Annotated in this window: 26 protein-coding genes; 10 read left to right on the top strand and 16 right to left on the bottom strand. The window is 41.4% G+C overall.

Annotated features, from left to right (window positions below; translation table 11 throughout):
• Positions 1–10: 10 nt before the first annotated feature.
• The 3 genes from GBN19_RS03190 to purU are packed head-to-tail and all read right to left on the bottom strand — an operon-like array spanning position 11 to position 3,051.
• Entirely contained in the window at positions 11–1,249 is a 1,239-nt protein-coding gene (locus GBN19_RS03190; protein WP_045793348.1) for an FAD-dependent oxidoreductase, read from the bottom strand.
• Positions 1,250–1,276: 27 nt separating this feature from the next.
• Positions 1,277–2,185, bottom strand: a complete 909-nt coding sequence (gene folD / locus GBN19_RS03185; RefSeq protein ID WP_151777130.1) for a bifunctional methylenetetrahydrofolate dehydrogenase/methenyltetrahydrofolate cyclohydrolase FolD — start codon at positions 2,183–2,185, stop codon at positions 1,277–1,279.
• Entirely contained in the window at positions 2,182–3,051 is an 870-nt protein-coding gene (gene purU / locus GBN19_RS03180) for a formyltetrahydrofolate deformylase (protein WP_151709172.1), read from the bottom strand. The genes folD and purU overlap by 4 nt, the downstream gene beginning before the upstream one ends.
• Before the next feature lie 323 nt (positions 3,052–3,374).
• Here purU and GBN19_RS03175 point away from each other — a divergent pair, with 323 nt between their 5' ends.
• Both GBN19_RS03175 and GBN19_RS03170 read left to right on the top strand, forming a co-directional pair.
• Entirely contained in the window at positions 3,375–4,226 is an 852-nt protein-coding gene (locus GBN19_RS03175) for a 3'(2'),5'-bisphosphate nucleotidase CysQ family protein (RefSeq protein ID WP_151777190.1), read from the top strand.
• Between the two features lie 58 nt (positions 4,227–4,284).
• Complete coding sequence (locus GBN19_RS03170) at positions 4,285–5,028, top strand: histidine phosphatase family protein (RefSeq protein ID WP_151777129.1); 744 nt, start codon at positions 4,285–4,287, stop codon at positions 5,026–5,028.
• 45 nt (positions 5,029–5,073) lie between these two features.
• Here GBN19_RS03170 and rpsT read toward each other — a convergent pair whose 3' ends face one another.
• Positions 5,074–5,340, bottom strand: a complete 267-nt coding sequence (rpsT, locus tag GBN19_RS03165) for a 30S ribosomal protein S20 (RefSeq protein WP_004900852.1) — start codon at positions 5,338–5,340, stop codon at positions 5,074–5,076.
• 203 nt (positions 5,341–5,543) lie between these two features.
• Between rpsT and GBN19_RS03160 the strand changes: the two genes are divergently transcribed.
• The 5 genes from GBN19_RS03160 (at position 5,544) to GBN19_RS03140 (ending at position 12,403) form a co-directional block, all read left to right on the top strand.
• Positions 5,544–6,224: a nucleoside-diphosphate sugar epimerase gene (locus GBN19_RS03160; protein WP_151777128.1), complete on the top strand. Its 681-nt coding sequence runs from the start codon at positions 5,544–5,546 to the stop codon at positions 6,222–6,224.
• Entirely contained in the window at positions 6,221–6,727 is a 507-nt protein-coding gene (gene rraA, locus GBN19_RS03155; protein ID WP_151777127.1) for a ribonuclease E activity regulator RraA, read from the top strand. The genes GBN19_RS03160 and rraA overlap by 4 nt, the downstream gene beginning before the upstream one ends.
• Positions 6,728–6,844: 117 nt before the next feature.
• Entirely contained in the window at positions 6,845–10,309 is a 3,465-nt protein-coding gene (mfd, locus tag GBN19_RS03150; RefSeq protein WP_151777189.1) for a transcription-repair coupling factor, read from the top strand.
• Positions 10,310–10,451: 142 nt separating this feature from the next.
• Complete coding sequence (locus tag GBN19_RS03145; protein WP_004751830.1) at positions 10,452–10,886, top strand: HIT domain-containing protein; 435 nt, start codon at positions 10,452–10,454, stop codon at positions 10,884–10,886.
• 38 nt (positions 10,887–10,924) lie between these two features.
• Entirely contained in the window at positions 10,925–12,403 is a 1,479-nt protein-coding gene (locus GBN19_RS03140; RefSeq protein ID WP_171494426.1) for an adenylate/guanylate cyclase domain-containing protein, read from the top strand.
• Here the strand turns inward: GBN19_RS03140 and fdx are convergent.
• From fdx to GBN19_RS03100, 8 genes are all read right to left on the bottom strand, one after another.
• A complete protein-coding gene (gene fdx, locus GBN19_RS03135) occupies positions 12,400–12,738 on the bottom strand; it encodes an ISC system 2Fe-2S type ferredoxin (protein ID WP_151709166.1) in 339 nt (112 codons plus the stop codon). The two genes, GBN19_RS03140 and fdx, sit on opposite strands and share 4 nt — an antisense overlap.
• 9 nt (positions 12,739–12,747) lie before the next feature.
• Complete coding sequence (gene hscA / locus GBN19_RS03130) at positions 12,748–14,613, bottom strand: Fe-S protein assembly chaperone HscA (RefSeq protein WP_151777125.1); 1,866 nt, start codon at positions 14,611–14,613, stop codon at positions 12,748–12,750.
• Positions 14,614–14,638: 25 nt separating this feature from the next.
• A complete protein-coding gene (gene hscB / locus GBN19_RS03125; protein WP_151709164.1) occupies positions 14,639–15,154 on the bottom strand; it encodes a Fe-S protein assembly co-chaperone HscB in 516 nt (171 codons plus the stop codon).
• An 82-nt stretch (positions 15,155–15,236) separates the two neighbouring features.
• Positions 15,237–15,557 carry an iron-sulfur cluster assembly protein IscA gene (gene iscA, locus GBN19_RS03120; RefSeq protein ID WP_004751838.1) on the bottom strand — a complete coding sequence of 107 codons (321 nt, stop codon included), beginning with the start codon at positions 15,555–15,557 and terminating at the stop codon, positions 15,237–15,239.
• 31 nt (positions 15,558–15,588) lie between these two features.
• On the bottom strand, positions 15,589–15,975 hold the full coding sequence (iscU, locus tag GBN19_RS03115; protein ID WP_151709163.1) for a Fe-S cluster assembly scaffold IscU: 387 nt from the start codon (positions 15,973–15,975) through the stop codon (positions 15,589–15,591).
• 76 nt (positions 15,976–16,051) lie between these two features.
• On the bottom strand, positions 16,052–17,269 hold the full coding sequence (locus GBN19_RS03110) for an IscS subfamily cysteine desulfurase (protein WP_151777188.1): 1,218 nt from the start codon (positions 17,267–17,269) through the stop codon (positions 16,052–16,054).
• A gap of 1 nt (position 17,270) precedes the next feature.
• Positions 17,271–17,744 carry an Rrf2 family transcriptional regulator gene (locus tag GBN19_RS03105; protein WP_151709161.1) on the bottom strand — a complete coding sequence of 158 codons (474 nt, stop codon included), beginning with the start codon at positions 17,742–17,744 and terminating at the stop codon, positions 17,271–17,273.
• 114 nt (positions 17,745–17,858) lie between these two features.
• Positions 17,859–18,506 carry a hypothetical protein gene (locus GBN19_RS03100; protein WP_151777124.1) on the bottom strand — a complete coding sequence of 216 codons (648 nt, stop codon included), beginning with the start codon at positions 18,504–18,506 and terminating at the stop codon, positions 17,859–17,861.
• A gap of 224 nt (positions 18,507–18,730) precedes the next feature.
• Here GBN19_RS03100 and GBN19_RS03095 point away from each other — a divergent pair, with 224 nt between their 5' ends.
• The 3 genes from GBN19_RS03095 (at position 18,731) to GBN19_RS03085 (ending at position 21,581) form a co-directional block, all read left to right on the top strand.
• Complete coding sequence (locus GBN19_RS03095; RefSeq protein ID WP_228271203.1) at positions 18,731–19,159, top strand: phasin family protein; 429 nt, start codon at positions 18,731–18,733, stop codon at positions 19,157–19,159.
• 150 nt (positions 19,160–19,309) lie between these two features.
• A complete protein-coding gene (locus tag GBN19_RS03090; protein WP_151709158.1) occupies positions 19,310–19,582 on the top strand; it encodes an HU family DNA-binding protein in 273 nt (90 codons plus the stop codon).
• 130 nt (positions 19,583–19,712) lie between these two features.
• Positions 19,713–21,581: a SurA N-terminal domain-containing protein gene (locus GBN19_RS03085; protein ID WP_151777122.1), complete on the top strand. Its 1,869-nt coding sequence runs from the start codon at positions 19,713–19,715 to the stop codon at positions 21,579–21,581.
• Between the two features lie 28 nt (positions 21,582–21,609).
• Here GBN19_RS03085 and GBN19_RS03080 read toward each other — a convergent pair whose 3' ends face one another.
• Genes GBN19_RS03080 through tusD form a run of 4 tightly spaced genes read right to left on the bottom strand, consistent with a single transcriptional unit; the run spans position 21,610 to position 22,983 of the window.
• Entirely contained in the window at positions 21,610–21,921 is a 312-nt protein-coding gene (locus GBN19_RS03080; RefSeq protein WP_151777121.1) for a TusE/DsrC/DsvC family sulfur relay protein, read from the bottom strand.
• Positions 21,922–21,930: 9 nt separating this feature from the next.
• Positions 21,931–22,215 carry a hypothetical protein gene (locus GBN19_RS03075; protein ID WP_151777120.1) on the bottom strand — a complete coding sequence of 95 codons (285 nt, stop codon included), beginning with the start codon at positions 22,213–22,215 and terminating at the stop codon, positions 21,931–21,933.
• A gap of 6 nt (positions 22,216–22,221) precedes the next feature.
• On the bottom strand, positions 22,222–22,572 hold the full coding sequence (locus tag GBN19_RS03070; protein WP_151709154.1) for a hypothetical protein: 351 nt from the start codon (positions 22,570–22,572) through the stop codon (positions 22,222–22,224).
• Between the two features lie 42 nt (positions 22,573–22,614).
• The gene (gene tusD, locus GBN19_RS03065) at positions 22,615–22,983 is read right to left on the bottom strand and encodes a sulfurtransferase complex subunit TusD (protein WP_151777119.1); all 369 of its coding nucleotides are present in this window, start codon (positions 22,981–22,983) and stop codon (positions 22,615–22,617) included.
• Positions 22,984–23,143 lie beyond the last annotated feature (160 nt).

Genomic DNA, 23,143 nt, shown 5'->3' with positions numbered 1-23,143 from the left:
CAGATTCTCCTTAGTGGCTTGCTGCTGTTGCGCCCATTTCGTTGACTTGCTGGAAGGTGCTGAAACGTTCCAGTGCAAAAGGTTCAATCAGGCGAGGGGTTTTGCCTGTTGCCACCAGTTCCGCCATAGTCTTGCCGCAGATTGGCGTGGCTTTAAAGCCCCATGTGCCCCAGCCAGCATCGAGGTAGTAATTGTCTACAGGAGATTTCCCCATAATCGGGCTATAGTCAGGGGTCATGTCGGTAATCCCTGCCCATTGGCGCATCAGTTTGACATTTGCCATGAACGGGAACATTTCAATGGCATGTGCCAGCAAACTTTCTTTCAAGTCCAACGTTGAACGGGTGTTATATAGTGGGTATGGGTCGGAACCACCACCAAATACAATTTCGCCGCGGCTGGTTTGTTGCACATAACAGTGCAAAGCCGATGAACTGACCAAAGGTGTCAGGAAGGGTTTAAATGGCTGAGACACCATGGCCTGTAACGGAAAGGTCTGAATTGGTGCACGGATCTTGGCTTTTGCCATCAAAATTGAAGATGCCCCCGCAATCGCCTGTACTGCACAGCCACATTGCACTGTGCCACGATTGGTTTTAATGGCTTTGATTTTGTTGTTCTCAATCACCAAATCCTGTACTTCGGTCAGCTGATGAATTTCAACACCACGTTTTGCCGCTTCTTTGGCATAACCCCAAGCTACAGCATCATGACGTGCAGTTGCCCCATCGATATGCCAAAGCCCAGCTAAGACAGGCAAATGTGCAGGATCGAGATTTAAGCAAGGCACAAGTTCTTTAATCTGTTGACGATCCAGCATTTCGGTACGACCACCAAAGTGCTTGTTGACTTCGGCACGTTGGCGGAAGGCACGGACAGTCGAGTCGGTGTGTGCCAGCGTGAGTTGTCCACGCTCAGAGTACATAATGTTGAAATCGAACTCATTGGAGAGATTTTTAAATAATTTGACCGATTCAGCATAAAACTCGACGCCTTCGGAGGTCAGGTAATTAGAGCGAATCACGGCAGTATTACGTGCAGTATTACCCCCACCCAAATAGGCTTTTTCTAAAACCGCAATATTGGTAATACCATGATATTTAGACAGGTAGTAGGCTGTCGCAAGACCATGCCCACCACCGCCAATAATCACCACATCATAATGCGGTTTCAGAGCCGTCGGTGGAGGTAAATCCACTTCGACAGGATATTCAGAACTTAATCCATATTTCAGTAGACTAAATGGCATGAGTCCTCCACAGCGCTCGGCATTGACTTAAACGGAAGTTGAATGGGTTTGTGCATGCTGCAACTGTGCGGCATGGACGGTATTTTGCATGAGGTAGGCAATGGTCATTGGGCCAACACCACCAGGCACAGGGGTAATGGCACTGACCATCGGCAGGACATCGTCATAGTCCACATCGCCGACCAGACGGTTTTTGCCATTTTCCTGAATGCGGTTAATACCAACATCAATCACGACTGTATCTGCTTTTAAATAAGAGGCATTGATCATGCGTGGGCGTCCGACTGCCGCCACGACAATGTCACCCAACTGACAAAGCTGTGCTAAATCCTGACTTTTGGAATGCACCACAGTCACAGTGCAGTTTTCCTTGAGCAGCAAAGCCGCCATCGGTTTCCCGACAATATTGGAACGTCCAACCACAACTGCGTGTAGCCCAGATAAATCACCCAAAGTGTCTTTCAGCAGGCGAATACAACCTGTTGGCGTACACGGGGTGAGCACATCACGTCCCTGACTTAAACCACCAACATTTTCACTGTGGAAACCATCGACATCTTTTTTCGGATCAATGCGTTCAAGAACAGCGATTTCGTCGATATGTTTTGGCAATGGTAGCTGTACCAAAATGCCGTGTACGCTTTGATCAGCATTGAGTTCATCAATCTTGGCAAGCAGTTCAGTTTGGCTCAGTTCAGCAGGGAAGCGAAATTCCAGTGAACGGATGCCAACCATCAGGGCTTTTTCGACTTTGTTGCGGACATAGACCTGACTTGCAGGGTCTTCGCCGACCAACACCACAGCGAGGCAAGGACTAATGCCTTGCTGCTGTAATGCGATGACATCATGTTTCACTTCTTCGAGGACTTGTGCAGCAGTGGCTTTACCATCAATCACGGTAGTTTCAGACGCAGTAAATTGGCTGAGTAGACTCATTTGAACACCACCGTACGATTGTCGTTGAGGAATACACGGTGTTCGACAAAGTATTTCACCGCTTTAGACAGCGCGATGGTTTCAGTGTCACGACCTAAAGACACCAGATTTTCTGGCATATAGGCATGGTCTACACGTTGAACCGCCTGCTCAATAATTGGGCCTTCATCTAAATCACTGGTGACAAAGTGCGCTGTTGCACCAATCAGTTTCACACCACGATCAAACGCTTGGTGATACGGTTTTGCACCTTTAAAACCTGGAAGGAATGAATGGTGAATGTTGATGGCACGACCCGATAACTGTTTGCACAAGTTATTGGAAAGAATCTGCATATAACGCGCAAGAATCACCAATTCAGTGCCCGTTTCATCCACAATTTTGATCAGCTCTTGTTCTTGCTGAGACTTATTGTCTTTGGTCACAGGTAAGTAAATGAAGCGAATGCCTTCACGCTCTGCAACTGAACGTAAATCGAGGTGGTTCGATACAATCGCGGTGATTTCAAAATCAAGTTCGCCTTTGTGATAGCGATACAATAAATTCAATAAACAGTGGTCAAATTTACTGACCATAATCAAGACCTTAACAGGCTTACTTTGATCATAAAAAGTGGCTTGCATGTTAAAGCTTTCACCAATCTCCTTGAAATTGGCTTTGAGTTGCTCAAAATCTCCATCGACCCCAGCATTGAAACGGAACACAGCACGCATAAAGAAATGCCCTGTAGTTTCATCATCGAATTGTGCCATCTCACTGATATAGCAAGCATTACTTGCTAAATACCCTGAAACCGCTGCAACAATTCCAGATGCCGCAGGACAACTAATTTTTAATACATATTGCTCAACTTGCTTGTGTTCCATGGTGGTGCTTCCTCGCCGTGTGGTCTTTAGGAAAATTCCCCTTTAAAATTCTTCATGGGAAAAATATTTTCTTCAAGGTAATTTATATAAAAATTTAACCACGCCGTCTAGCACTTTTTGAATTATTTTTTCCTGACAGGAAACTTTTGTGAGATATCTCATTAGGAGTAGAGCATCATATTATTGTGCAATATTTTTTCTTATGGGGAATAAAGCAAGGACTGTGCCGAGATTTTCAGTAATCTCAAAAAATCTAATGAATTGAGCTGTATTTCAAAAAATGAGGCGCTATGATGAACTCATTATGAAAATGAGAAGCAATGATGTTTGTACCTACTCTTCAACCAAAGGATGAATTAATGCAGGCTGTTGTGCAGATTTTGCAGCAAGCCAGTGAGATTATTCGGCAGGAATACCTGACATTCTGTCAGGGTGAGAAATTTCATGTGCAGACCAAGCACGATGATTCGCCTGTTACGCAAGCCGATTTAAAAGCCAATCAGTTTATTGAAACCGCATTACAAAAGCTCACGCCAGCGCTGCCACTTTTATCGGAAGAAAATGAACATCAGGAACGGCATACTTGGTCACGTTGTTGGGTACTTGACCCTTTAGATGGCACAAAAGAGTTTTTGCATCAGCGCCCAGAATTTACCATTAATCTCAGCCAGATCGAAAATGGTAAAACCTTATTTTCTGCAATAGCCATTCCCGCACAGCAATTGATTTATATCGGTTATTTGGATCAGCATCCTTATAAGTACGATGCCGAGCAACAGCAGTGGTATGTTTACCAAGCGCCTGAAGTGCAGCAGATTGAGCCGATTCAAGTTGGGCTGAGTCATCGTAGTAAACAGCCAGAGTATCAAGAATTTATCGAAATTTTGCAGCAAAGTCATACGATTGAAACCTCTCAGGCAGGCAGTGCTTATAAATTTTGCATGATGTTGGAAGGTAAAATTGACATCTATCCACGTTTTCATCCGACCTCAGAATGGGATACCAGTGCAGGGCAAGGTTTGCTCGAAAGTGTGGGCGGTGGATTGGTGAGCTTGGCAGGAGAACCTTTCATTTATAATCAGCGTCACCGTTTACTCAATGATGGTTTCATTGCTTTCGCTCAGCCTGCATATCAGGAAATTGCGTTGAATGCACTTCGCCGAATGACGAAATGACATTGCAGTCGAAAAGCAGCATGATATAGTGCACAAGTAACCACTTGAATCTAGAAGAATGTCATTACAGTTATTACCTCAAAGTATGTATCAGGCAATCGAGTTACTCCCTGATCGCATCACGCCTGTGACTTTATTTACGCGACATTCGGTGCGTGAAATGGTCGCTGGGCAGGGACTTGCTGGATATGACCTGCAACTGACAGATGAAGGACGTGAGCTTGCACAAGCATGGGGTCGCTACCTGATTGAAAATACAGGGCGAGTCATTGAACAGTGTATGTCGAGCCCGATTCAGCGCTGTGTCGATACGGCTGCATTGATGATTCAAGGGGCAGATCAGGTCACCCAGCGTCCAAACACCCATAATATTGAAATTGTTGAGCAGGGTTTACTGGTTGAACCAGGAAGTTTTGTCCTCGATATTCAACAGGCTGCACCATATTTTAGAAAGCAAGGTGCTCTAGGCTTTATTAATAGTTTTGTGAATAATGCCTTACCTGGCATGAAGCATCCGATTACGGGTGTCGCGGATGTGCTTGAGCTGCTGTATAACGCGCATCCACAAAACAGTGGTGGTCTAACGCTTGCAGTGAGTCATGATACGATTATTGCTGCGATGCTTGCGGTCATGCGAAATCAGATGCAGCTTGAGAAAAGCGACTGGCCTGAAATGATGGAAGGTGTATTTGTCTGGTTTGAAGGTGATAATTTCACAGACAGTGTTTTGAAATGGATTTGGCGTGGCAAGATTTACCAGTTATCCATTCGTGAATTTGTTCAGCAAAAAGATAATTCATAAGCAATAAAAAAAGCCCCAAATTTGGGGCTTTTTTATAATGCAAAATTAGTTAGCTAACGCTTTAACTTGTGCATTCAAACGGCTCTTATGACGAGCAGCTTTGTTTTTATGGATGATGCCTTTATCAGCCATACGGTCGATTACAGGAACAGCTTTTTTGTAAGCTTCTGTAGCAACAGCATAATCACCAGCTGCAATTGCACTTAAAGTACGTTTGATGTAAGTACGAACCATAGAACGCAAGCTTGCGTTGTGTTTGCGCGCTACAACGTTTTGACGCGCACGTTTTTTTGCCTGAGCAGAGTTTGCCACTCTTGCACTCCTTCAAATAGATTGGTCTGGGCGGGCTGAAACAATACTGAAACTACTCAGATCGCTTTCACCAGCCCGTAAACAAGTGCAATATTTTGATGAATCAGCGTTATGAAGTCAAGTATTATCAGGGTTTGATCGACTTTTGCGACCAAAAACAGTATAAAATTTAAACATAATTATCGCTCTAGAAGAATATCTCTATGCAAAAAGTAAAAATACAAAGTGCAATCGTGATTGGAGCAACAGGTTTAGTCGGTCAATCCCTCGTACAACTATTACTACAACTGCCTGAATGTGAAAAAATTACCTTGGTTGTACGACGTCAACAACCCCAATACCAGAATTACAATCAAGTTCAACAATTGGTACTGGATGATTTTTTGCTTCTGAATGAGGAAGATGTCAGTCAGCATACCCATGCTTTTAGCTGCTTGGGAACGACACTAAAACAGGCAGGTTCACGTCAAGCATTCTATAATATTGATTATGGGATCAATATGCACTTTGCTGAACTGCTACAAGATAAACATATACATTATTTACTGATCAGTGCAGCAGGGGCATCTGCAAGTTCTCGCATTTTCTATAATCGAGTCAAAGGAGAACTAGAGCGTGATGTACAGGCATTTAACCTCGACACCATTTCTATTTTGCGTCCTTCATTATTGATTGGTGAGCGTAACCAACAGCGTTTTTTTGAAGGTTTGGGACAAAAACTGTTTTATTGTACCGAACCTTTTTTACCTAAAAAATATCGGTATAAACCTGTTACTGTTGCACAAGTGGCTAAGACTATGGTCTCGGCTGCGATACTACAAACGGAACACATTCGAATTTATAATAACTTAGACATACAGAACATAATATGGAGTACAAAATGACAGCATTTGTAACGTGTGATTTATTAGATGATCATCCTGAACATAATATTCAGGTACTTGGACCAAGTTTAGACAATAAATTCTTTAAAAGTTATGGTGGTCGCAAAACCTTTGGTGGGCAAATCGTGACAGTCAAATGCTATGAAGATAACTCTCGTGTTAAAGAATTACTGGCGAGTGATGGCACAGGTAAAGTCTTGGTGGTCGATGGTGGCGCATCAATGCGCTGTGCGCTCATGGGCGATCTGATTGCAGAATCTGCGGTACGTAATCACTGGAATGGCGTGGTGATCTATGGTTGCGTGCGTGATGTCGACGCCTTGGCAGAACTTGATTTAGGGATACATGCTTTGGCTGCCATTCCGCAAAAAAGTAACCGTCAAGGTGTGGGCGTTGTTGATGTTGCCTTGCATATTGGTGGGGTGACAATTATTCCTGAGTCTTATCTGTATGCAGATAACAACGGGATTCTTATTTCAGAAGAAAAGTTGGTTGATCTTTAATCTAATCTGCTGAATTTTAAAATGAATCTAAATTTTAACGGATTATTCTGACCAGCCTAGAATAGACATGGTAGTATTTGGCCTATGAAAAACGGGCTAAAACTTGATTCCATGTCTATTTTTACCAAAGAAATTTCTGCATTAAAACTCAATCAGTTTAAACAACATGAAAAACGCTGGATTGGTGGTTTACTCGGTTCGGCAGGTGCGCTTTTATTTAAAGAAATTGCTGAGCAGTTCCCTCAGTTATTTGTGCTGATCGCACGCAATAACCAGCATTTGGCGCAGTTGGAAAGTGAACTGGAATTTTATGGCATAAAGCCGACCATTTTTCCAGACTGGGAAATTTTACCTTACGACCGTTTATCACCGCATCAGGATATTGTTTCCGAGCGTTTGGCGATTTTAGCCAATATGCCTCAGCAGGGTATTTTACTGGTTTCAGCTTCGACCTTTGCTCAGCGTGTTGCGCCTGTGTCTTGGGTGCTTGGGGCGCATTTCGACTTAAAGGTCGGGCAAAAATTTGACTTAGAACAACAGAAAAAACGTCTGATTCAGGCAGGCTACCAACTGGTTGACACCGTATATGATCATGGTGAATTTGCGGTACGTGGTAGTATTGTTGATGTGTATGCATCGGGTCAGGAAGCACCGATTCGTATTGATTTGTTTGATGATGAAATTGATACGCTCAAATATTTTGATCCTGAAACCCAGCGCACCACGCAGACCATTCAGCAATTTCGAATTTTACCTGCTAAAGAATTTCCACTCAAAGAAGCACGAGCATTATTCCGTGAGCGTTATGCCGAAAGTTTCCCAACGGCAAATCCAAAGAAAAACCCGATTTATCAAGATGCATTAGAAGGAATCGCATCTTCGGGTTTGGAGTTTTATCTCCCGTTGTTCTTTGAAAAAACGGCGATGCAACAGGAAAGTATGCTCAGCAGTTATTTTCCTGAACATACCATTGTCATCAATACCGATGATCTTGATGAGGGGTTAACTCAGTTCTGGCAAGATGTGTATCGACGTTATGAAGACCGTCGTCACAATGTTGATCAGCCTTTATTAGCACCTGAAGAATTATTTTTAAAACCACAGCAGGTGCTAGAACAGGTCAATCAATTTCGTCGTATCGTGGTATCCGTTGAACCGATTGCTGAAAAAGCAGGTGCGATTAATCTTGGTACTGATGCACCGCCTAAACTGCCTGTGGATGCCAAGTTAGAGCGACCATTCAGCCACGTCAAGCAGTATGTCGATGCCATGAGTCATCCTGTGTTGTTGGTTGCGGAAAGTGCAGGTCGACGTGAGACTTTAAAAGATGCCTTGCGCCCAAGCTTTGGTGATATTCCACAGGTTGAGTCTTTTCAGCAGTTTTTAAAACAGCAATATTCAATTGCGATTACCAATGCACCACTTGATCGTGGTTTGGTGATTCATGATCAACTCGCTGTGATTTCTGAAAATCAGTTGTATGAGCATCGGGTAGTACAGCGTCGCCGTAAGCGTCAGCAGGAAATTTCTGAAGAATTTCTGGTTCGGAGTTTAACCGAGCTGAGCATTGGTGCGCCTGTAGTGCATATTGATCACGGGGTGGGGCGTTATGCGGGCTTGGTCAATTTAACCATTGATGATCAGGAACATGAGTTTTTGCAGCTTGATTATGCCGATGCTGCAAAAATCTATGTCCCTGTATCAAATCTGAATTTGATCAGCCGATATAGTGGTGGCGATCCTGACCTAGCGCCTTTGCATAAACTGGGGAATGACGCATGGAATAAAGCCAAACGCAAAGCCTTAGAGCAAATCCATGATGTTGCTGCTGAGCTTTTACATATTCAGGCACGTCGTCAGTCTAAACCGGGTTATGGTTTTGAACTAGATCAAAGCTTGTATATGCAATTTGCCAGTGGTTTTGCTTATGAGGAAACCCTCGATCAAGCCAATGCGATTGAAGCAACTTTGCATGATATGCAACAAGCCAAACCGATGGATCGTTTGGTCTGTGGTGATGTTGGTTTTGGTAAAACCGAAGTGGCGATGCGTGCCGCATTTGTCGCTGTGCAAAACTCAAAACAGGTTGCAGTGCTCGTACCTACGACACTTTTGGCACAGCAGCATTATGAATCGTTCAAAGACCGTTTTGCTGACTGGCCAATTCGGGTTGAGGTATTATCACGCTTTGGTTCAAGTAAGACGCATCAAAAAGTCATTGAAGATTTGGCACAAGGCAAGGTCGATATTGTGATTGGTACGCACAAAATCTTGCAGGAAAACATCCAGTTCAAAGAATTGGGCTTGATGATTGTCGATGAAGAGCATCGTTTCGGTGTACGCGATAAAGAGCGAATTAAAGCCTTGCGTGCCGATGTCGATATGCTGACGCTAACTGCGACACCTATTCCGCGAACTTTGAATATGTCGTTCAGTGGTATGCGTGATCTTTCGATTATTGCCACGCCACCTGCACGCCGTTTAGCTGTAAAAACCTTTGTGCAAGAACACACCGATGCCACCATTAAAGAAGCGATTTTGCGGGAGTTGCTGCGTGGCGGTCAGGTGTATTTTCTACATAATGAAGTCGATACCATTGAACGTGCTGCAGAAAATATTCGTGCACTTGTACCAGAAGCACGGGTCGCAGTCGCACACGGACAAATGCGTGAACGTGAACTCGAACAAGTCATGCAGCAGTTCTATCACAAGGAATACAACGTTTTAGTCTGTTCAACTATTGTGGAAACAGGGATTGATGTCCCGAATGCCAATACCATGATTATTGAACGTGCGGATAAACTGGGACTGGCTCAGTTGCATCAGCTACGTGGTCGCGTTGGACGTTCACACCATCAGGCTTATGCTTACCTCATGGTGCCTTCACTCAAAGGTCTGAAAGGCGATGCAGAAAAACGCCTAGATGCCATTCAACGAGCATCTACTTTAGGTGCAGGCTTTATGCTTGCTACTGAAGACTTGGAAATTCGCGGAGCAGGTGAGTTGCTGGGTGAAAAACAAAGTGGTTCAATGCAGGCAATCGGTTTTAGTCTGTATATGGAAATGCTCGAAAAAGCGACCAAAGCGATTCAACTGGGTCGAACACCGAACTTTGATGCGCCGCTCAGTTTGACTGCGGAAATCAATTTACACATGCCTGCCTTGATTCCAGATGAATATTTGGGTGATGTACATCAGCGCTTGTTGTTCTACAAACGCATTAGTAATACCAATGCTCAAGAAAAACTCAACAATATCCGTATGGAGTTGATTGACCGTTTTGGAATTTTACCAGTCGCTGTGAAGCAACTGTTTAGTGTGCATGAAATTCGGATACAGGCAGAGCAGCTCGGTATAGTTAAAATCGATATTAACAGCAATGGTGGTTATATTGAGTTTGCGCCAGACACGCCTGTACAAGCGATTAGTATTATTCAAATGATGCAGCGTCAGCCGACGTATTTCCGTATGGAAGGCGGGCAACGCCTGAAAATTATGGTGATGCTTGAAGACTATGAAAAACGTATTAGTTTTATGAAAGAGCTTTTGGCAGGACTGATTCGAGAGCTACCAACAAACTAAACTGGACAATATCGCTCGAGTGCGAGGAGATGCTCTGTAAACCTTATAATTCGAGCGATAAAGCACAATCAGTTGATATTCATGGCAACATGGATATGGTAGTATTGAACCACTTTTCGTTATTTTTACCACTTATAAAGATATGTTTAGTTTACATCCGCAACTTGCGCAAGATACGTTTCTCGTTGGTGATTTTCCATTATCAACATGCCGTTTAATGAATGATATGCAATTCCCTTGGTTAATCTTGGTTCCACGAGTTCCAGGAATTACCGAATTATATGAATTGAGCCAAGCTGATCAGGAACAATTCCTGCGTGAATCAAGCTGGTTATCTAGCCAATTATCACGCGTATTCCGTGCTGATAAGATGAATGTCGCAGCGCTTGGAAATATGGTACCGCAATTACATTTTCACCATATCGTTCGTTACCAAAATGACGTTGCTTGGCCAAAACCTGTATGGGGTTTGCCCGCAGTTCCTTATAGTAATGATGTTTTGGCACATATGCGTCAAACCCTAATGTTGGCACTGCGTGGTCAAGGTGAAATGCCATTTGACTGGAGAATGGACTAATTTATTGACCCACATTCTGTTGTCTAGGTGAGGCGAACGTGCCATTTGAGCGAAAAAATAAGTTTGTGCTACAAAGTGTGTATAGGGGAGTTTCCTATATCATGCTTTCGTTTGGTGTATTACTTTACTATTTTCCAACGCCTCTACAGTTTCAACATTATGTGGTTGCCATTTTTTCGGCTTGCGTTTTTATTGCGACACTTTGTATATTTTTTCTTGCGAAACATAAATTTACCCGCCGCCAAATCAAGCAAATTATTTTTGTTCTAGATTTATCTGTGATGGCGGCAGTTTTGTCTGCGGTACATTTATCTTTTGTTTTTAGTAGTCTGACTTTAGCTTCATTTTGGTACTTTTCAACAACATTTAATAAAGTATCCTTTGTAGGCTATAGTCTGGGCTTTTTATGTGCAGTCATGACATTTTATGTCAATTCATTCTTATTTTTTGGTTTCGAAAATTATTTTGAAGATACCAGCATTTATCTGACAGTTTATAGTTTTATCTGTTTTTGCGCCTGTTTTGGTGTGACCAATTATTTTAATCGAAAAGAGCTGCAAAACTTGATTGCAACCAAAGATTATTATCAAGAACAGATGAACCGCTATATTCAATTTTCAAATCAGCTCAGTCGTTATGCGCCGTTACAGTTATGGCAATCGATTATGCGTGGTGATACGCAGGCGAAAATTGACTATAAACGTAAAAAGATGACGGTATTTTTCTCCGATGTCATCGGTTTTACCCAACTCGCAGAACGATTGATTCCTGATGATCTCGCCTTTGTTTTAAATGATTATTTAAGTCATATGGCAGAAATCGCCAAACGTTATGAAGGTACATTAGACAAGTTTATTGGCGATGGTATGCTGATTTTCTTTGGTGATCCGCAATCACAGGGCGCTGAAGCAGATGCAAAACGCTGCGTAGAGATGGCAATTACCATGCGTCAGCAAATGCATGTTTTGCGTGAGCGCTGGTTAAAAATGGGCTTCCCTGAGCTACATATTCGCATGGGCATCAGTACAGGTTACTGTCACGTTGGGAACTATGGTTCAGATTATCGGATGTCTTATACACTGATTGGTCATGATGTAAATTTGGCAGCACGCTTACAGGCTGCGGCGCATCCCGATGAAATTCTGATTGCAGATGAAACTTATCGTTTGATTAAAGATGAATTTGTTTGTGTGCCCAAAGAGCCGATGCAGCTAAAAGGTTTGAGTGAGCCGATTCAAACTTGGCAAATTATTGATAAATATACAGGTATTCGTTCAGATCTACAGCAATGGTTTGATTATGAATATAAAGGCTTTCATTTATTGTTAAATTTAGATGAAGCTCAGCATTATGAATATCAACAATTGCTTGATGTATTGGAGCAAATGAAACAGCGTATTCAAACACAGCAGGATTTGACAACAGAACAGGGAATTGCGCGTTTAGATGAGCGGGATGAAGTTCCTGATTCGGACGCAAAGCTCAAAGACTTTGAGTCCGATAAAGTCAGGATTTAGTGATTTTCTGAAGCGTGGTTGATGGTGTATTTTGGAATTTCGACTTCCAAATCTTCATTTTCAACATTCACCTGACACGACAAACGCGAATCTGGCTCTAAGCCCCATGCACGGTCAAGCAAATCAGCTTCGACATCATTCATTTCGTCTAAGCTGTCAAAACCACGACGTACAATCACATGACAAGTGGTACATGCACAAGACATGTCACATGCATGTTCAATTTTAATGCCATTTTTGAGTAGGCTTTCACATAAGTTGGTGTTGTTTTCCACTTCAAACTCTGCACCTTCAGGGCAAATTTGGGGATGTGGAAGAACTTTAATACGTGGCATAGTCTTTACCTATTCAGAAGTTGAGTTTGACCAGTCGTCTAATTTGGTACCTTTGAGCGCATGGTCAATATGGCGATTCATGCGCAATGCAGCAAAAGCATCACTGTGTACTTTAAGCTGATGAACAGCGTGTTCAATGGCTTGAATATCTTGACCTTGCAATTGAGTATCAAGCTGCTGTTGTGCTTGCTGTAAAGCACTTAACTGCGACTCACTGAGCAAACCTGCATCAGCTTTCAGTGCTTGTGTTAGGGCTTCAAGTTCACGTTGTGCTTCAACTTTGGTTTCTTGCAAATGGCGAAGTTGTTTGTCTTCTTCGGCATATTGGAAGCCTTCAAGCAGTAAGCGCTCCATGTCGGTATCAGATAAACCATAAGAGGGTTTAATGTCGATATGCGCTTCAACACCTGAAGTTGTTTCACGTGCAGAAACTGCTAAAAGACCATCGGCATCGACTTGGAAAGTGACTTCAATCCGTGCCTGACCTGCGGTCATTGGTGGAATACCACGCAACACAAAGCGTCCCAAAGAACGGCAATGTTCAACCAGATCTCGCTCACCTTGTACCACATGAATCAGCATGGCAGATTGACCATCTTGATAGGTCGTGAACTCTTGGCGACGTGCTACAGGAATGGCGGTGTTACGTGAAATTAGACGTTCAACAAGCCCACCCATAGTCTCTAAACCTAAAGACAGTGGTGTTACATCAAGCAATAATGAACCATCTTGGCTGTTACCAACCAACTGGTTTGCAGTAATCGCTGCACCAATTGCAACCACTTCATCTGGGTTGATGGTACATAGAGGCTCTTGTTGAAAAACATCCGCGACGACTTTTTGAACTGCATACGAGCGTGTTGAACCACCGACTAATACGACATTTTGAATGTCGCTCAGTTCAAGTTTGGCATCACGTAAAACACGTTTGCAGACGGTAATGGTGCGGTCAAGTGCCACTTGAATAATTGATTCAAATGTTGGTCGATCTAAGGTAACTACTTGGTTAAGCAAGTGCAATTGAACGTTTTGCTGCTCAGAAAGCTGTTCTTTGGCTTTACGTGCAGTCACCATAAAGTGAGCATATTCAGCATCATCGAGTTCATCAAGATTAAGCTGTTTTTTTGCCCATTTTACAATAAGACGGTCAAGGTCATCACCACCAAGGGCAGTGTGTCCACCCGTAGCAAGCACTTCAAACACGCCTTGCGAGAAACGTAAAATCGACACGTCAAATGTACCGCCACCCAAGTCGTAAATGACATAGTTGCGGTCAGTCGATAAATTGGTTTCTTGATCTAAGCCATAAGCAACAGCCGCAGCGGTAGGCTCATTCAATAAACGTAATACATTTAAACCTGCAAGCTGAGCAGCATCACGGGTTGCTTGACGCTGGGCTTCATCAAAATAAGCAGGAACAGTAATCACAGCACCAGTGAGTGGCTGTTGAATACTGTCTTCAGCGCGAAGTTTGAGTTGTTTTAAAATATCAGCAGAAATTTCAACAGGTGTTTTTGGCCCAGCATTGGTTTGGAATGCAGGCATTTGATTATCTGCACCAACCAGTTCATAGGGATGCTGAAATTTAATATCCGCTTTTGAACGTCCCATGAAACGTTTAACCGAAACAATGGTATTTTTCGGATCACGGGTAATGAATGGTTTTGCTTCTTCACCATACGCATTTTGCTGCTTGGCATAATGCACAATCGATGGTAATAACACTCGGCCATGTTCATCTTCTAAAACTTTAGCTTGACCTGAGCGTACAGTGGCAACCAAAGAGTGCGTCGTACCTAAATCAATCCCAATCGCAACACGATGTTCGTGCGGCGCACTTGACTGACCTGGTTCAGCAATTTGCAAGAGAGCCATCTGTTAAAATCCTTGAATATAAAAATTAAAAATCATCATCCAAATCGTACTGTTCATCATCTAGTAAGCGATCTTCAGCTTTGTCAATGTCATTCATGACACGTTGGAAAAAGCGTAACTTGCGAACAGTATCACGTGCTTCGCCCCAGTCTTTATCGTCATAGTCGATTTTGAACTCGCGCACTAAACCAGCAATCCATTGATTCACTTCATCTTTTAAAGTGTGAAGTTGTTCTGGATCTTGGGCTTCATCGAGTTGCTCACGAATTTCGAGTGCTGACTGTAAAAATTCAAAGTCGTGAATAGATTGGTCTAGACCATGATCTTGTTTTTGCAGTGATAGCAAATAACCTGCACGGCTATCAACATGTGATAACACCTTATAAGCTTGGTTAATTTCACTCGATTTGATGAGTGCTTGATCTTTATCTTGTGCTTTATCAGGATGATATTGTTGTTGCAATTTCAAAAAGCTATTTTTTAAAGCTGCTAAATCAATATCGAGAGCAATAGGTAATCCGAACAACTCAAAATGATTCATGGGGGATGATTTCCACGAGGTAAATGTCAATAAAACAGTGAATTATACACTGTTTTATTGATAGTGAAGATGAATGGGAGAATTAAACAGTGAAAGACTCACCGCAACCACATTCACCTTTTTTGTTTGGGTTATTAAATTCAAAGCCTTCATTTAGACCATTTTTAACATAGTCCATTTCCAATCCTTCGAGGTAAACTAAGCTCTTTGGATCAACAAAAACTTTTACACCAAACTGCTCAAAGATTTGATCATGAGTATCGACTTCATCGACAAACTCAAGTACATACGCTAAACCTGAACAGCCTGAAGTTTTCACCCCAACGCGAATGCCTTCACCCTTACCGCGATTTTTTAGGTAATTGCTGATATGAGTGGCTGCATTTTCAGTTAAATGGATCATGAAAACTCCGTGAATTTATCTTGCCAAACAATTATACATTTGATTTTTTGCTGCGATAATCTTCAATCGCAGCTTTAATTGCATCTTCTGCCAATACTGAACAGTGAACTTTCACTGGCGGTAAAGCAAGTTCAGTTGCAATATCAATGTTTTTGATGGCTTGAGCTTCATCAAGTGTTTTGCCTTTTAACCATTCAGTTACTAAAGAGCTAGAGGCAATTGCTGAGCCGCAACCGTAAGTTTTAAAGCGTGCTTCTTCAATGATCCCGTCGTTGTTAACTTGAATTTGTAAACGCATTACATCGCCACATGCAGGTGCACCCACCATGCCTGTACCCACATTTTCTGCATTTTTGTCAAGCACACCAACGTTACGTGGGTTTTCATAATGGTCAATGACTTTTTCGCTATATGCCATGGTCTTTCTCCGAACCTAGGGGGTTAGCCTGAGTTTTCTTAATTTAATATGGGGGTAAAAACATCAATTTCAAGGATTAATGTTCAGCCCATTCAACTGTTGAAAGGTCGATGCCTTCTTTATACATATCCCAAAGCGGTGAAAGCTCACGGAGTTTTTCGACAGCAGATTGAGTAATGCTGATTACGTGGTCAATATCTTCTTCAGTGGTGTATTTACCAAAGCTGAAACGGATTGAGCTGTGTGCAAGTTCATCAGACAAGCCAAGCGCACGTAATACGTAAGATGGTTCTAAGGTTGCAGATGTACAAGCAGAGCCACTTGAAACAGCAACGTCTTTAAGCGCCATCATTAAAGACTCACCTTCAACAAAGTTGAAGCTGACATTTAGGTAGTTGGCAACGTTTTGTGTAGGGTGACCATTTAGGAAAACTTGCTCTAAACTTTGCAAGCCATTCCATAATTTGTCACGAAGTGCACGTAAACGGGTTTGTTCTGCTTGAAGATTTTTACCTCCAAGTTCAAATGCTTCACCCATACCGACGATTTGATGCGTTGCAAGGGTTCCTGAACGCATACCACGTTCATGACCACCACCGTGAATTTGTGCTTTTAGGCGAACACGTGGGCTACGGCGTACAAATAGTGCGCCAATACCTTTAGGGCCATAGATTTTATGACCAGAGAAACTCATGAGGTCGACTTTGATTTGACTGAGGTCAATTTCAATTTTTCCAGCAGCTTGAGCAGCATCGACATGGAAGAATGTTTTATTGGCACGAGTCAATTCACCGATTGCAGCAACATCAGTCACAGTACCGATTTCGTTGTTGACCATCATTAGTGACACTAAAATGGTGTCTGGACGAAGCTCAGCCGCTACCATTTCAGGTGTAATCAAACCAGTTTGTGGTTGTGGCTCGATATAGGTAATTTCAAAGCCTTCAGCTTCAAGCTCACGGCAAGTATCTAAAATTGCTTTGTGTTCAATTTTACTGGTAATGATGTGTTTGCCTTTCGATGCATAAAACTGAGCAACACCTTTAAGTGCGAGGTTGTCAGATTCAGTTGCACCAGAAGTCCAAACAATTTCACGCGGATCGGCTTTAACTAGATTCGCAACTTGCTCGCGTGCATACTCCACTTTTTCTTCTGCTTGCCAACCGTAAGCATGAGAACGCGAAGCCGCATTACCAAAAGTACCATCAAAGGTTAAGCATTCCATCATGCGTTCAGCAACCTGAGGGTCAACTGGAGTTGTTGCTGCATAGTCAAGATAAATAGGACGTTTCATGTTAAATACCTGTACCCGATAATAGGTCTGACTCATAAGGTGCTGAATTTTGGCGAATCGCAACAGTTTGTACATTGTCACGAGAAATGAGGTCAGATAAGGAAATTTTTGCGAGATAATCGGCGATATGGTGAGAAAGATCTTGCCATAGGTCGTGAGTTAAACACATTGCACCATTTTGGCAGTTACCTTTGTGGTCACAACGGGTTGCATCCACTGTTTCATTGACAGCTTCAATAATTTCTAAAACAGTAATTTCATTTGCGCTTCTTGCTAAATGGTAACCACCATTTGCTCCGCGAACGCTAGAAACTAAACCATGACGTTTAAGCTTCGCAAATAACTGCTCAAGATAGGCGACTGATATTGTTTGGCGTGCTGCAATTTCTGCAAGCGTGATCGTTTGTTCAGATGGCTGCAAGGCTAAGTCGAGTAGAGCAGTCACTGCGTAGCGACCGCGAGTGGTTAGACGCATAATTCGATACACATGTTTAGACTAGATGTTTAAATTTTAAGAATCCTGACTAAAATAGTCAAGTTTTTTGATGATAAAAAAGCGGACCTAATTCACGGTTTGCTTATTTTTATTTTAAACAGTCCAACTATTATATAACAAAATACATAAAAGTATGACGATTACCGTAATAAAAAAGCCATTTAAACGCTGTTGTTTTTTTTGAACATGTCTTAAACGATTTTTGTACTGCTTAACCTCGACTTGTAAGCTATTGATTTTTGAGCGTTGATATTCAATTTTTTCTAAAAGTGGCGCGATTCGTTTTTTGGATGCGACAACATCATGCTCTGATTCAGAGCGGAATAGCCATTTTTTCCAGTCAGCAGCAAGTTTAGGCAATGCGAGTTGAGTTAACAAATCACGAAATGGATCTTTGAGTTGATCGTGTCCATACATGCGAATTCCACGCACACTTTTTTTATTGCCTAAGACTAAAGTTTGAACATAGCCAAAAACGGTACTGCTAATTTCTAAATCAATAGGACTATCGGGAGCTTGTAAGTCAAATAAAATGCCTTTTCGGGTAAAGCGGACGTAAAAGTCTATATAAGGAACATAGCAATTTACCTTAACTGTTAATTGTTGCTCCAAAAATTCTTTTGCATGTAATTGAACCACATCATCGTGTTTAAAAATGAAACTATAAAAAGTTTCCAATGCAATCATACCCAAATTTAACAATAGCTTGGGCTGTTCTTGTGTCTGTTGAGATTCACTCATAAAGTTAAAATTCCTCAATGAAAATCGAAGATTCCATTGATTGTCCTCGAACGATGAAAATGGTCGCAAAAATGAAGTAGTTTTGTAGAACAGTTTAGGAAAATGTTCAAGTCATATCTTTGTTATTATAACGTGATTATGTGCAAAGACCGTTGTTGTCATATATAGAAGAGGTTACAACTATGAGTAAAAGGATAATAAATCAGCAAAATGAAGTCGATGATATGACACAAGCCTCACAAGATAAAAAAAATAAGCAGAATCAAAAAACTGCTTTAGATTTTCGTAAGTATACTCAGCAAATCTGGTTGGCGGGATTAGGTGCATTTTCACGTGCTGAAGAAGAAGGCACAAAACTCTTTGACTCGTTAGTCAAAGTTGGTGAAGAGCTAGAATCTAAGACCCTGGGTTTTGCTGATCAGACCGTAACCAAGGTTACAGATAAAGCACGTGAATCGGTGGTTGAAACCAAAGACAAAGTCGAAAAAATTCTCGATCAGGGAGTAAATACTTCTTTAAATCGTCTTGGTCTGGCAACCAGCAAAGATGTGCAATATTTGGAACAGTTGATTTTATCGTTACATACCAAAGTCGATCAGTTGATTGAAGAAAATCAGACCCTGCGCCAAAAGTTGTCACAAAGCTCTCAATAATTGTGCATTTTCATAGGTTTTTGTCATGAAATCCTCATAAAAGCATTTGCGGAGTATTGCCTTTTGACCTCAAGCATTGCTATAAAGGCGGTATGGTTATATACGAAAGCCTTGGATCTTAAACAACCAAATTAAGAGGACGTCATCTTCATGAATAAATCAGAATTAATTGATGCGATTGCAACAAAAGGGGGTTTGTCTAAAACTGATGCAGGAAAAGCGTTGGATGCGACAATTGCTTCAATTACTGAAGCGTTAAAAGCAGGCGATACTGTAACTTTAGTTGGTTTTGGTACATTCAGCGTGAAAGAGCGCAGCGCACGTACAGGTCGTAATCCGAAAACTGGTGCAGAATTACAAATTGAAGCAAGCAAAGTCCCAAGTTTTAAAGCGGGCAAAGGCTTGAAAGATGCTGTAGCGTAAGACAAAACAGCAACTTAAGCGCGCCTCAAGGCGCGTTTTTTATTGAATTGGCGAAATAAACAAGGCAAATGCGTTCATTCGCCTTTTGATTTCAGTTAAAATCGCACACAAATAAAATATTGGAATACTTATGGAATCGTTTCGTAAACTGATCAAAGGTTGGTTAGGCATCGCATTGCTGGTGTTGTTCCTAGCTCCTTTAGCGTTAGTAGGTATTGAAGGATATTTTAGTGGCTCGAAAAAAACCGATGTAGCAAAAACTGTGAATGGTCAAGATATCGCAAATAAAGATCTTGATGATTTAGTGAAGGCTTATCAGCAGCAATATTTGCAATATGTTCAAGGTGATGCATCTTTACTTAATATGGATGCAATTCGTAATAATGCACTAGATACCCTAATTGCGCGTCAATTATTACTTCAACAAGCACAGAAACTGGGCTTGACTTTAAGTGATGCGCAATTTGTGACAATGCTATCACAAGTCCCTGAATTTCAAGTCAATGGAAAATTCAGCGATCAAGCTTTTGGTAATTACTTGCGTAGCAATAATATGACCAAGGAAATGCTGATCGAAAACTTGCGTAAAGATCAGGCATTAAAAATGCTTTCAGGAACGATTTCTAATTATACCTTACTGGATAAGGCGGACATTCAGCGTTTGGCAAATATTCAAACTGAGCAACGTGAAATCTATTTGGCAAGTGTAAAACTTGATGAATATAAAAAAGGTTTAACTGTTAGCCCACAAGAAATTGCCAATTACTATAATCAGCACAAGGCTAGCTTTAAACAAAATGCCAATGTTGATGTCGATTATGTGGTCGTGACTCCAGCAATGATTAATGTCACAACTACAGCACCAACTGCTGCAGAAATTCAACAAGCATATGCAAGTTATGTTGAGGCACAGAAGAAAAATGTTGCAAAAGAAGTGCATCATATTTTAATCACGAAAGATAGTCGTGGTGATGCAGCAGCATTGAAACTTGCTCAAGATGTTGAAGCCAAAATCAAAGCAGGATTGTCATTTGTAGAAGCAGCAAAACAATTCTCTGAAGATCCAACTTCAAAAGAAAATGGCGGTTTAATACAAGGTTATAAAGCAGGTTTGTTAGGTTCAAAAGAATTTGATAATGCTGTGGTTGGTCTAAAAGATCAGCAAATTTCACAACCTGTAAAAACACAGTTTGGTTATCACATCATTGAAGTACAAACACCTGCACAAAAAATTGCATCACTTGATGCAGTAAAACCACAGCTAATTGCAGATTTGCAGAAAAACCAAAAAGCCAATGCACTCAGTAATATTGTCAATAAGCTGAACGATAGTGTCATTAGTAACGATGCTTTGGATGTAGTTACTCAACAGGTAAAAACAGCGAAAGTCCAATCTGCTAAAGCAGTGACTGTTTGGACAAAAGACCCATATTTAGCTGATGCATCAGTGAAAGCAAAGCTATTTAGTGATGATGTTAAAACGGGTGATCGTAATGCATCAAGCAGCGTACAATTGGCCAATGGTGATGTGATCTGGGTAAAAGTTCGTAATTACCGCGCGGCAGGTACACAAACACTTGCTCAAGCAACAGCAGCGATTCGTAATAAAGTATTGGATCAAAAAGCTGAAGTGATTGCGAAGCAACGTCTAGCCACAACATTCAATGGCTTTAAATCGAAACCTGCTGAGCAAGTTTTAGCACAATCAAGCATTAAGTTTGAAAAAGCTGGAGTATTCCCGCGTCAGGGCTTGAAAAAAGAAGTGTCTAATATCGCATTTACTTTGCCAACACCAAAAGCAGGAATGTGGTCAGTTGGGACAACAACTTTACCAAATGAAATGGTGGTGATTGCGGTATCTAAAGTTGAGCCCATGGATCCGAAAGCAATTAGTGCTGAACAAATGCAACAATTACAAAACTGGTATCAACAAAGTCGTAGTGAGCAGGAGCTTGCAGATTATGTTGAATATCTGAAATCAAAAGCAAAAATTAAATAAATAAAAAAAAGCGCTTCGGCGCTTTTTTTTATAAGCAGTTGGCAGGTTTGGGAATACCTGCCAAGCGGCTTAAATGACGTGCAACCAGTCCTGTATTAAATTGTTGTTGTAATACGGCATTATTAATTTCAGGACTTACAGTTTTCATCAGGTACTTAATCAGTGGTCGTGTTGCAGGTGAGTGACCAAACTGCTGATAAAATTGTCGAACAGCATGTAAAATTTCGAAATGCCATGCGCTAAGCTCAATTTCAAGACTATTTGCGAGTTCTTGAGCCACTTGTTCATTCCAGATTTGATAGTCAACTAAGTGACCATCTTGATCGAGTTCTAAAGTCATAATTTTCAACTATTTTAAACTGATACAACGTGTATGCTGTAAAAGAATTTGACTGAATTGGCTATAGTCAATGATTTGAATGCGGGAACCTATGCTTTCAGGCAATATATCCGCATCATTTTTCAATATATAGCAGTGATAATTGTTTAAACTTGGATCATTGTAAAGAAGTGCGGATTCTGCCATTAGCACAATCTGATCGGTAGAGGGATCTGCCATATGCTGCAATTGTTCGAGTAAATAAGCAGATTTGCTGTACTCAGCTTGCATTAAAAAAAGAGTCGAATTTGACATATTGATTTACCAGTAAAGCACGTGTTCAAAATTTCTTAAAAATTCAGAATTTAATTCTACAAATTCAAGTTCGTGCTGTGTTTGCAAAACAAAAGCATGTTGCTGTTGATGGCGTTCAATATAAATAGGGCTAAGGTCATAAAACTCAAAACTATCAACCATATTTGACGCGAGTTTAAAAGGATGATTTAAGGCATCAAAAGCGACATCATTTTTGAGTAAGCTTAAAGCGGCATCTTTCAGTAGCACTTTGACCTGACAGCCAAATGTAGCAAGTACCATAGTTGCAGACAGACTTTCATTGCTCTGTGTATGCATAAGATTGGCTTGGGTTAAAATAACAAGAACAGTTTTCACAGAACTACCTTTTAAAAACAACAAAGCACATGTGTAAAGGCTCTAAAATTGAACTAAACGCGTGGTATTTTGAACGGCATCGGCAAACTCCCCTAGACCAACCAACTCAAAGCCCGATGCTAGATTAAATTGTGAGAGTTGATGGCGCTCAGCATTGTCTTGGTCTGTAATGCCACGAGCCAATGCCGCACTTACACAGACAGGTAACCGAATACCCAGTTTTTGCCATTCCTGAGAGAGTTGACGTTGATCATCAGGGCACCAGTTGAGGGTATTTGCGACCATAACCGCATCTTGATAGAAAAATACCCGAAACTCTTGTTGAGCTGCTTGTAATGCTTGTGCTATTCCTAGCGCATGCCAAGCCAACACGGAGTGTGGAGGAGCGGTGACGAGAATTAGGGTGCTCATAACAAATCACTTTACAAAGAATATGGTTGTGCACTCACTTGAAACTGGAATGGTAAACCATGGAAAATGAACAATAGCTAAGAGTATATAATGATTTTAGATGATAATTAAATGAAATAGATGTTTTTTATTTAATTTTAATAATAAAAACAATATCTTA

Origin of the sequence: Acinetobacter brisouii (assembly GCF_008993995.1) — a bacterium.
Taxonomy (GTDB): Bacteria; Pseudomonadota; Gammaproteobacteria; order Pseudomonadales; family Moraxellaceae; genus Acinetobacter; species Acinetobacter brisouii_A.
This window is presented reverse-complemented; position numbering and strand designations above follow the sequence as displayed.

Coding starts and splice junctions, on each gene's coding strand:
- GBN19_RS03100 (WP_151777124.1), bottom strand. CDS start 18,506: ATGAGTGAATCTCAACAGACACAAGAACAGCCCAAGCTATTGTTAAAT.
- folD (WP_151777130.1), bottom strand. CDS start 2,185: ATGAGTCTACTCAGCCAATTTACTGCGTCTGAAACTACCGTGATTGAT.
- GBN19_RS03090 (WP_151709158.1), top strand. CDS start 19,310: ATGAATAAATCAGAATTAATTGATGCGATTGCAACAAAAGGGGGTTTG.
- GBN19_RS03170 (WP_151777129.1), top strand. CDS start 4,285: ATGTCATTACAGTTATTACCTCAAAGTATGTATCAGGCAATCGAGTTA.
- GBN19_RS03105 (WP_151709161.1), bottom strand. CDS start 17,744: ATGCGTCTAACCACTCGCGGTCGCTACGCAGTGACTGCTCTACTCGAC.
- GBN19_RS03175 (WP_151777190.1), top strand. CDS start 3,375: ATGTTTGTACCTACTCTTCAACCAAAGGATGAATTAATGCAGGCTGTT.
- purU (WP_151709172.1), bottom strand. CDS start 3,051: ATGGAACACAAGCAAGTTGAGCAATATGTATTAAAAATTAGTTGTCCT.
- iscA (WP_004751838.1), bottom strand. CDS start 15,557: ATGATCCATTTAACTGAAAATGCAGCCACTCATATCAGCAATTACCTA.
- hscB (WP_151709164.1), bottom strand. CDS start 15,154: ATGAATCATTTTGAGTTGTTCGGATTACCTATTGCTCTCGATATTGAT.
- rraA (WP_151777127.1), top strand. CDS start 6,221: ATGACAGCATTTGTAACGTGTGATTTATTAGATGATCATCCTGAACAT.
- GBN19_RS03145 (WP_004751830.1), top strand. CDS start 10,452: ATGTTTAGTTTACATCCGCAACTTGCGCAAGATACGTTTCTCGTTGGT.
- GBN19_RS03085 (WP_151777122.1), top strand. CDS start 19,713: ATGGAATCGTTTCGTAAACTGATCAAAGGTTGGTTAGGCATCGCATTG.
- GBN19_RS03110 (WP_151777188.1), bottom strand. CDS start 17,269: ATGAAACGTCCTATTTATCTTGACTATGCAGCAACAACTCCAGTTGAC.
- GBN19_RS03190 (WP_045793348.1), bottom strand. CDS start 1,249: ATGCCATTTAGTCTACTGAAATATGGATTAAGTTCTGAATATCCTGTC.
- GBN19_RS03080 (WP_151777121.1), bottom strand. CDS start 21,921: ATGACTTTAGAACTCGATCAAGATGGTCACTTAGTTGACTATCAAATC.
- GBN19_RS03095 (WP_228271203.1), top strand. CDS start 18,731: ATGACACAAGCCTCACAAGATAAAAAAAATAAGCAGAATCAAAAAACT.
- GBN19_RS03160 (WP_151777128.1), top strand. CDS start 5,544: ATGCAAAAAGTAAAAATACAAAGTGCAATCGTGATTGGAGCAACAGGT.
- GBN19_RS03075 (WP_151777120.1), bottom strand. CDS start 22,215: ATGTCAAATTCGACTCTTTTTTTAATGCAAGCTGAGTACAGCAAATCT.
- iscU (WP_151709163.1), bottom strand. CDS start 15,975: ATGGCATATAGCGAAAAAGTCATTGACCATTATGAAAACCCACGTAAC.
- hscA (WP_151777125.1), bottom strand. CDS start 14,613: ATGGCTCTCTTGCAAATTGCTGAACCAGGTCAGTCAAGTGCGCCGCAC.
- fdx (WP_151709166.1), bottom strand. CDS start 12,738: ATGCCACGTATTAAAGTTCTTCCACATCCCCAAATTTGCCCTGAAGGT.
- tusD (WP_151777119.1), bottom strand. CDS start 22,983: ATGAGCACCCTAATTCTCGTCACCGCTCCTCCACACTCCGTGTTGGCT.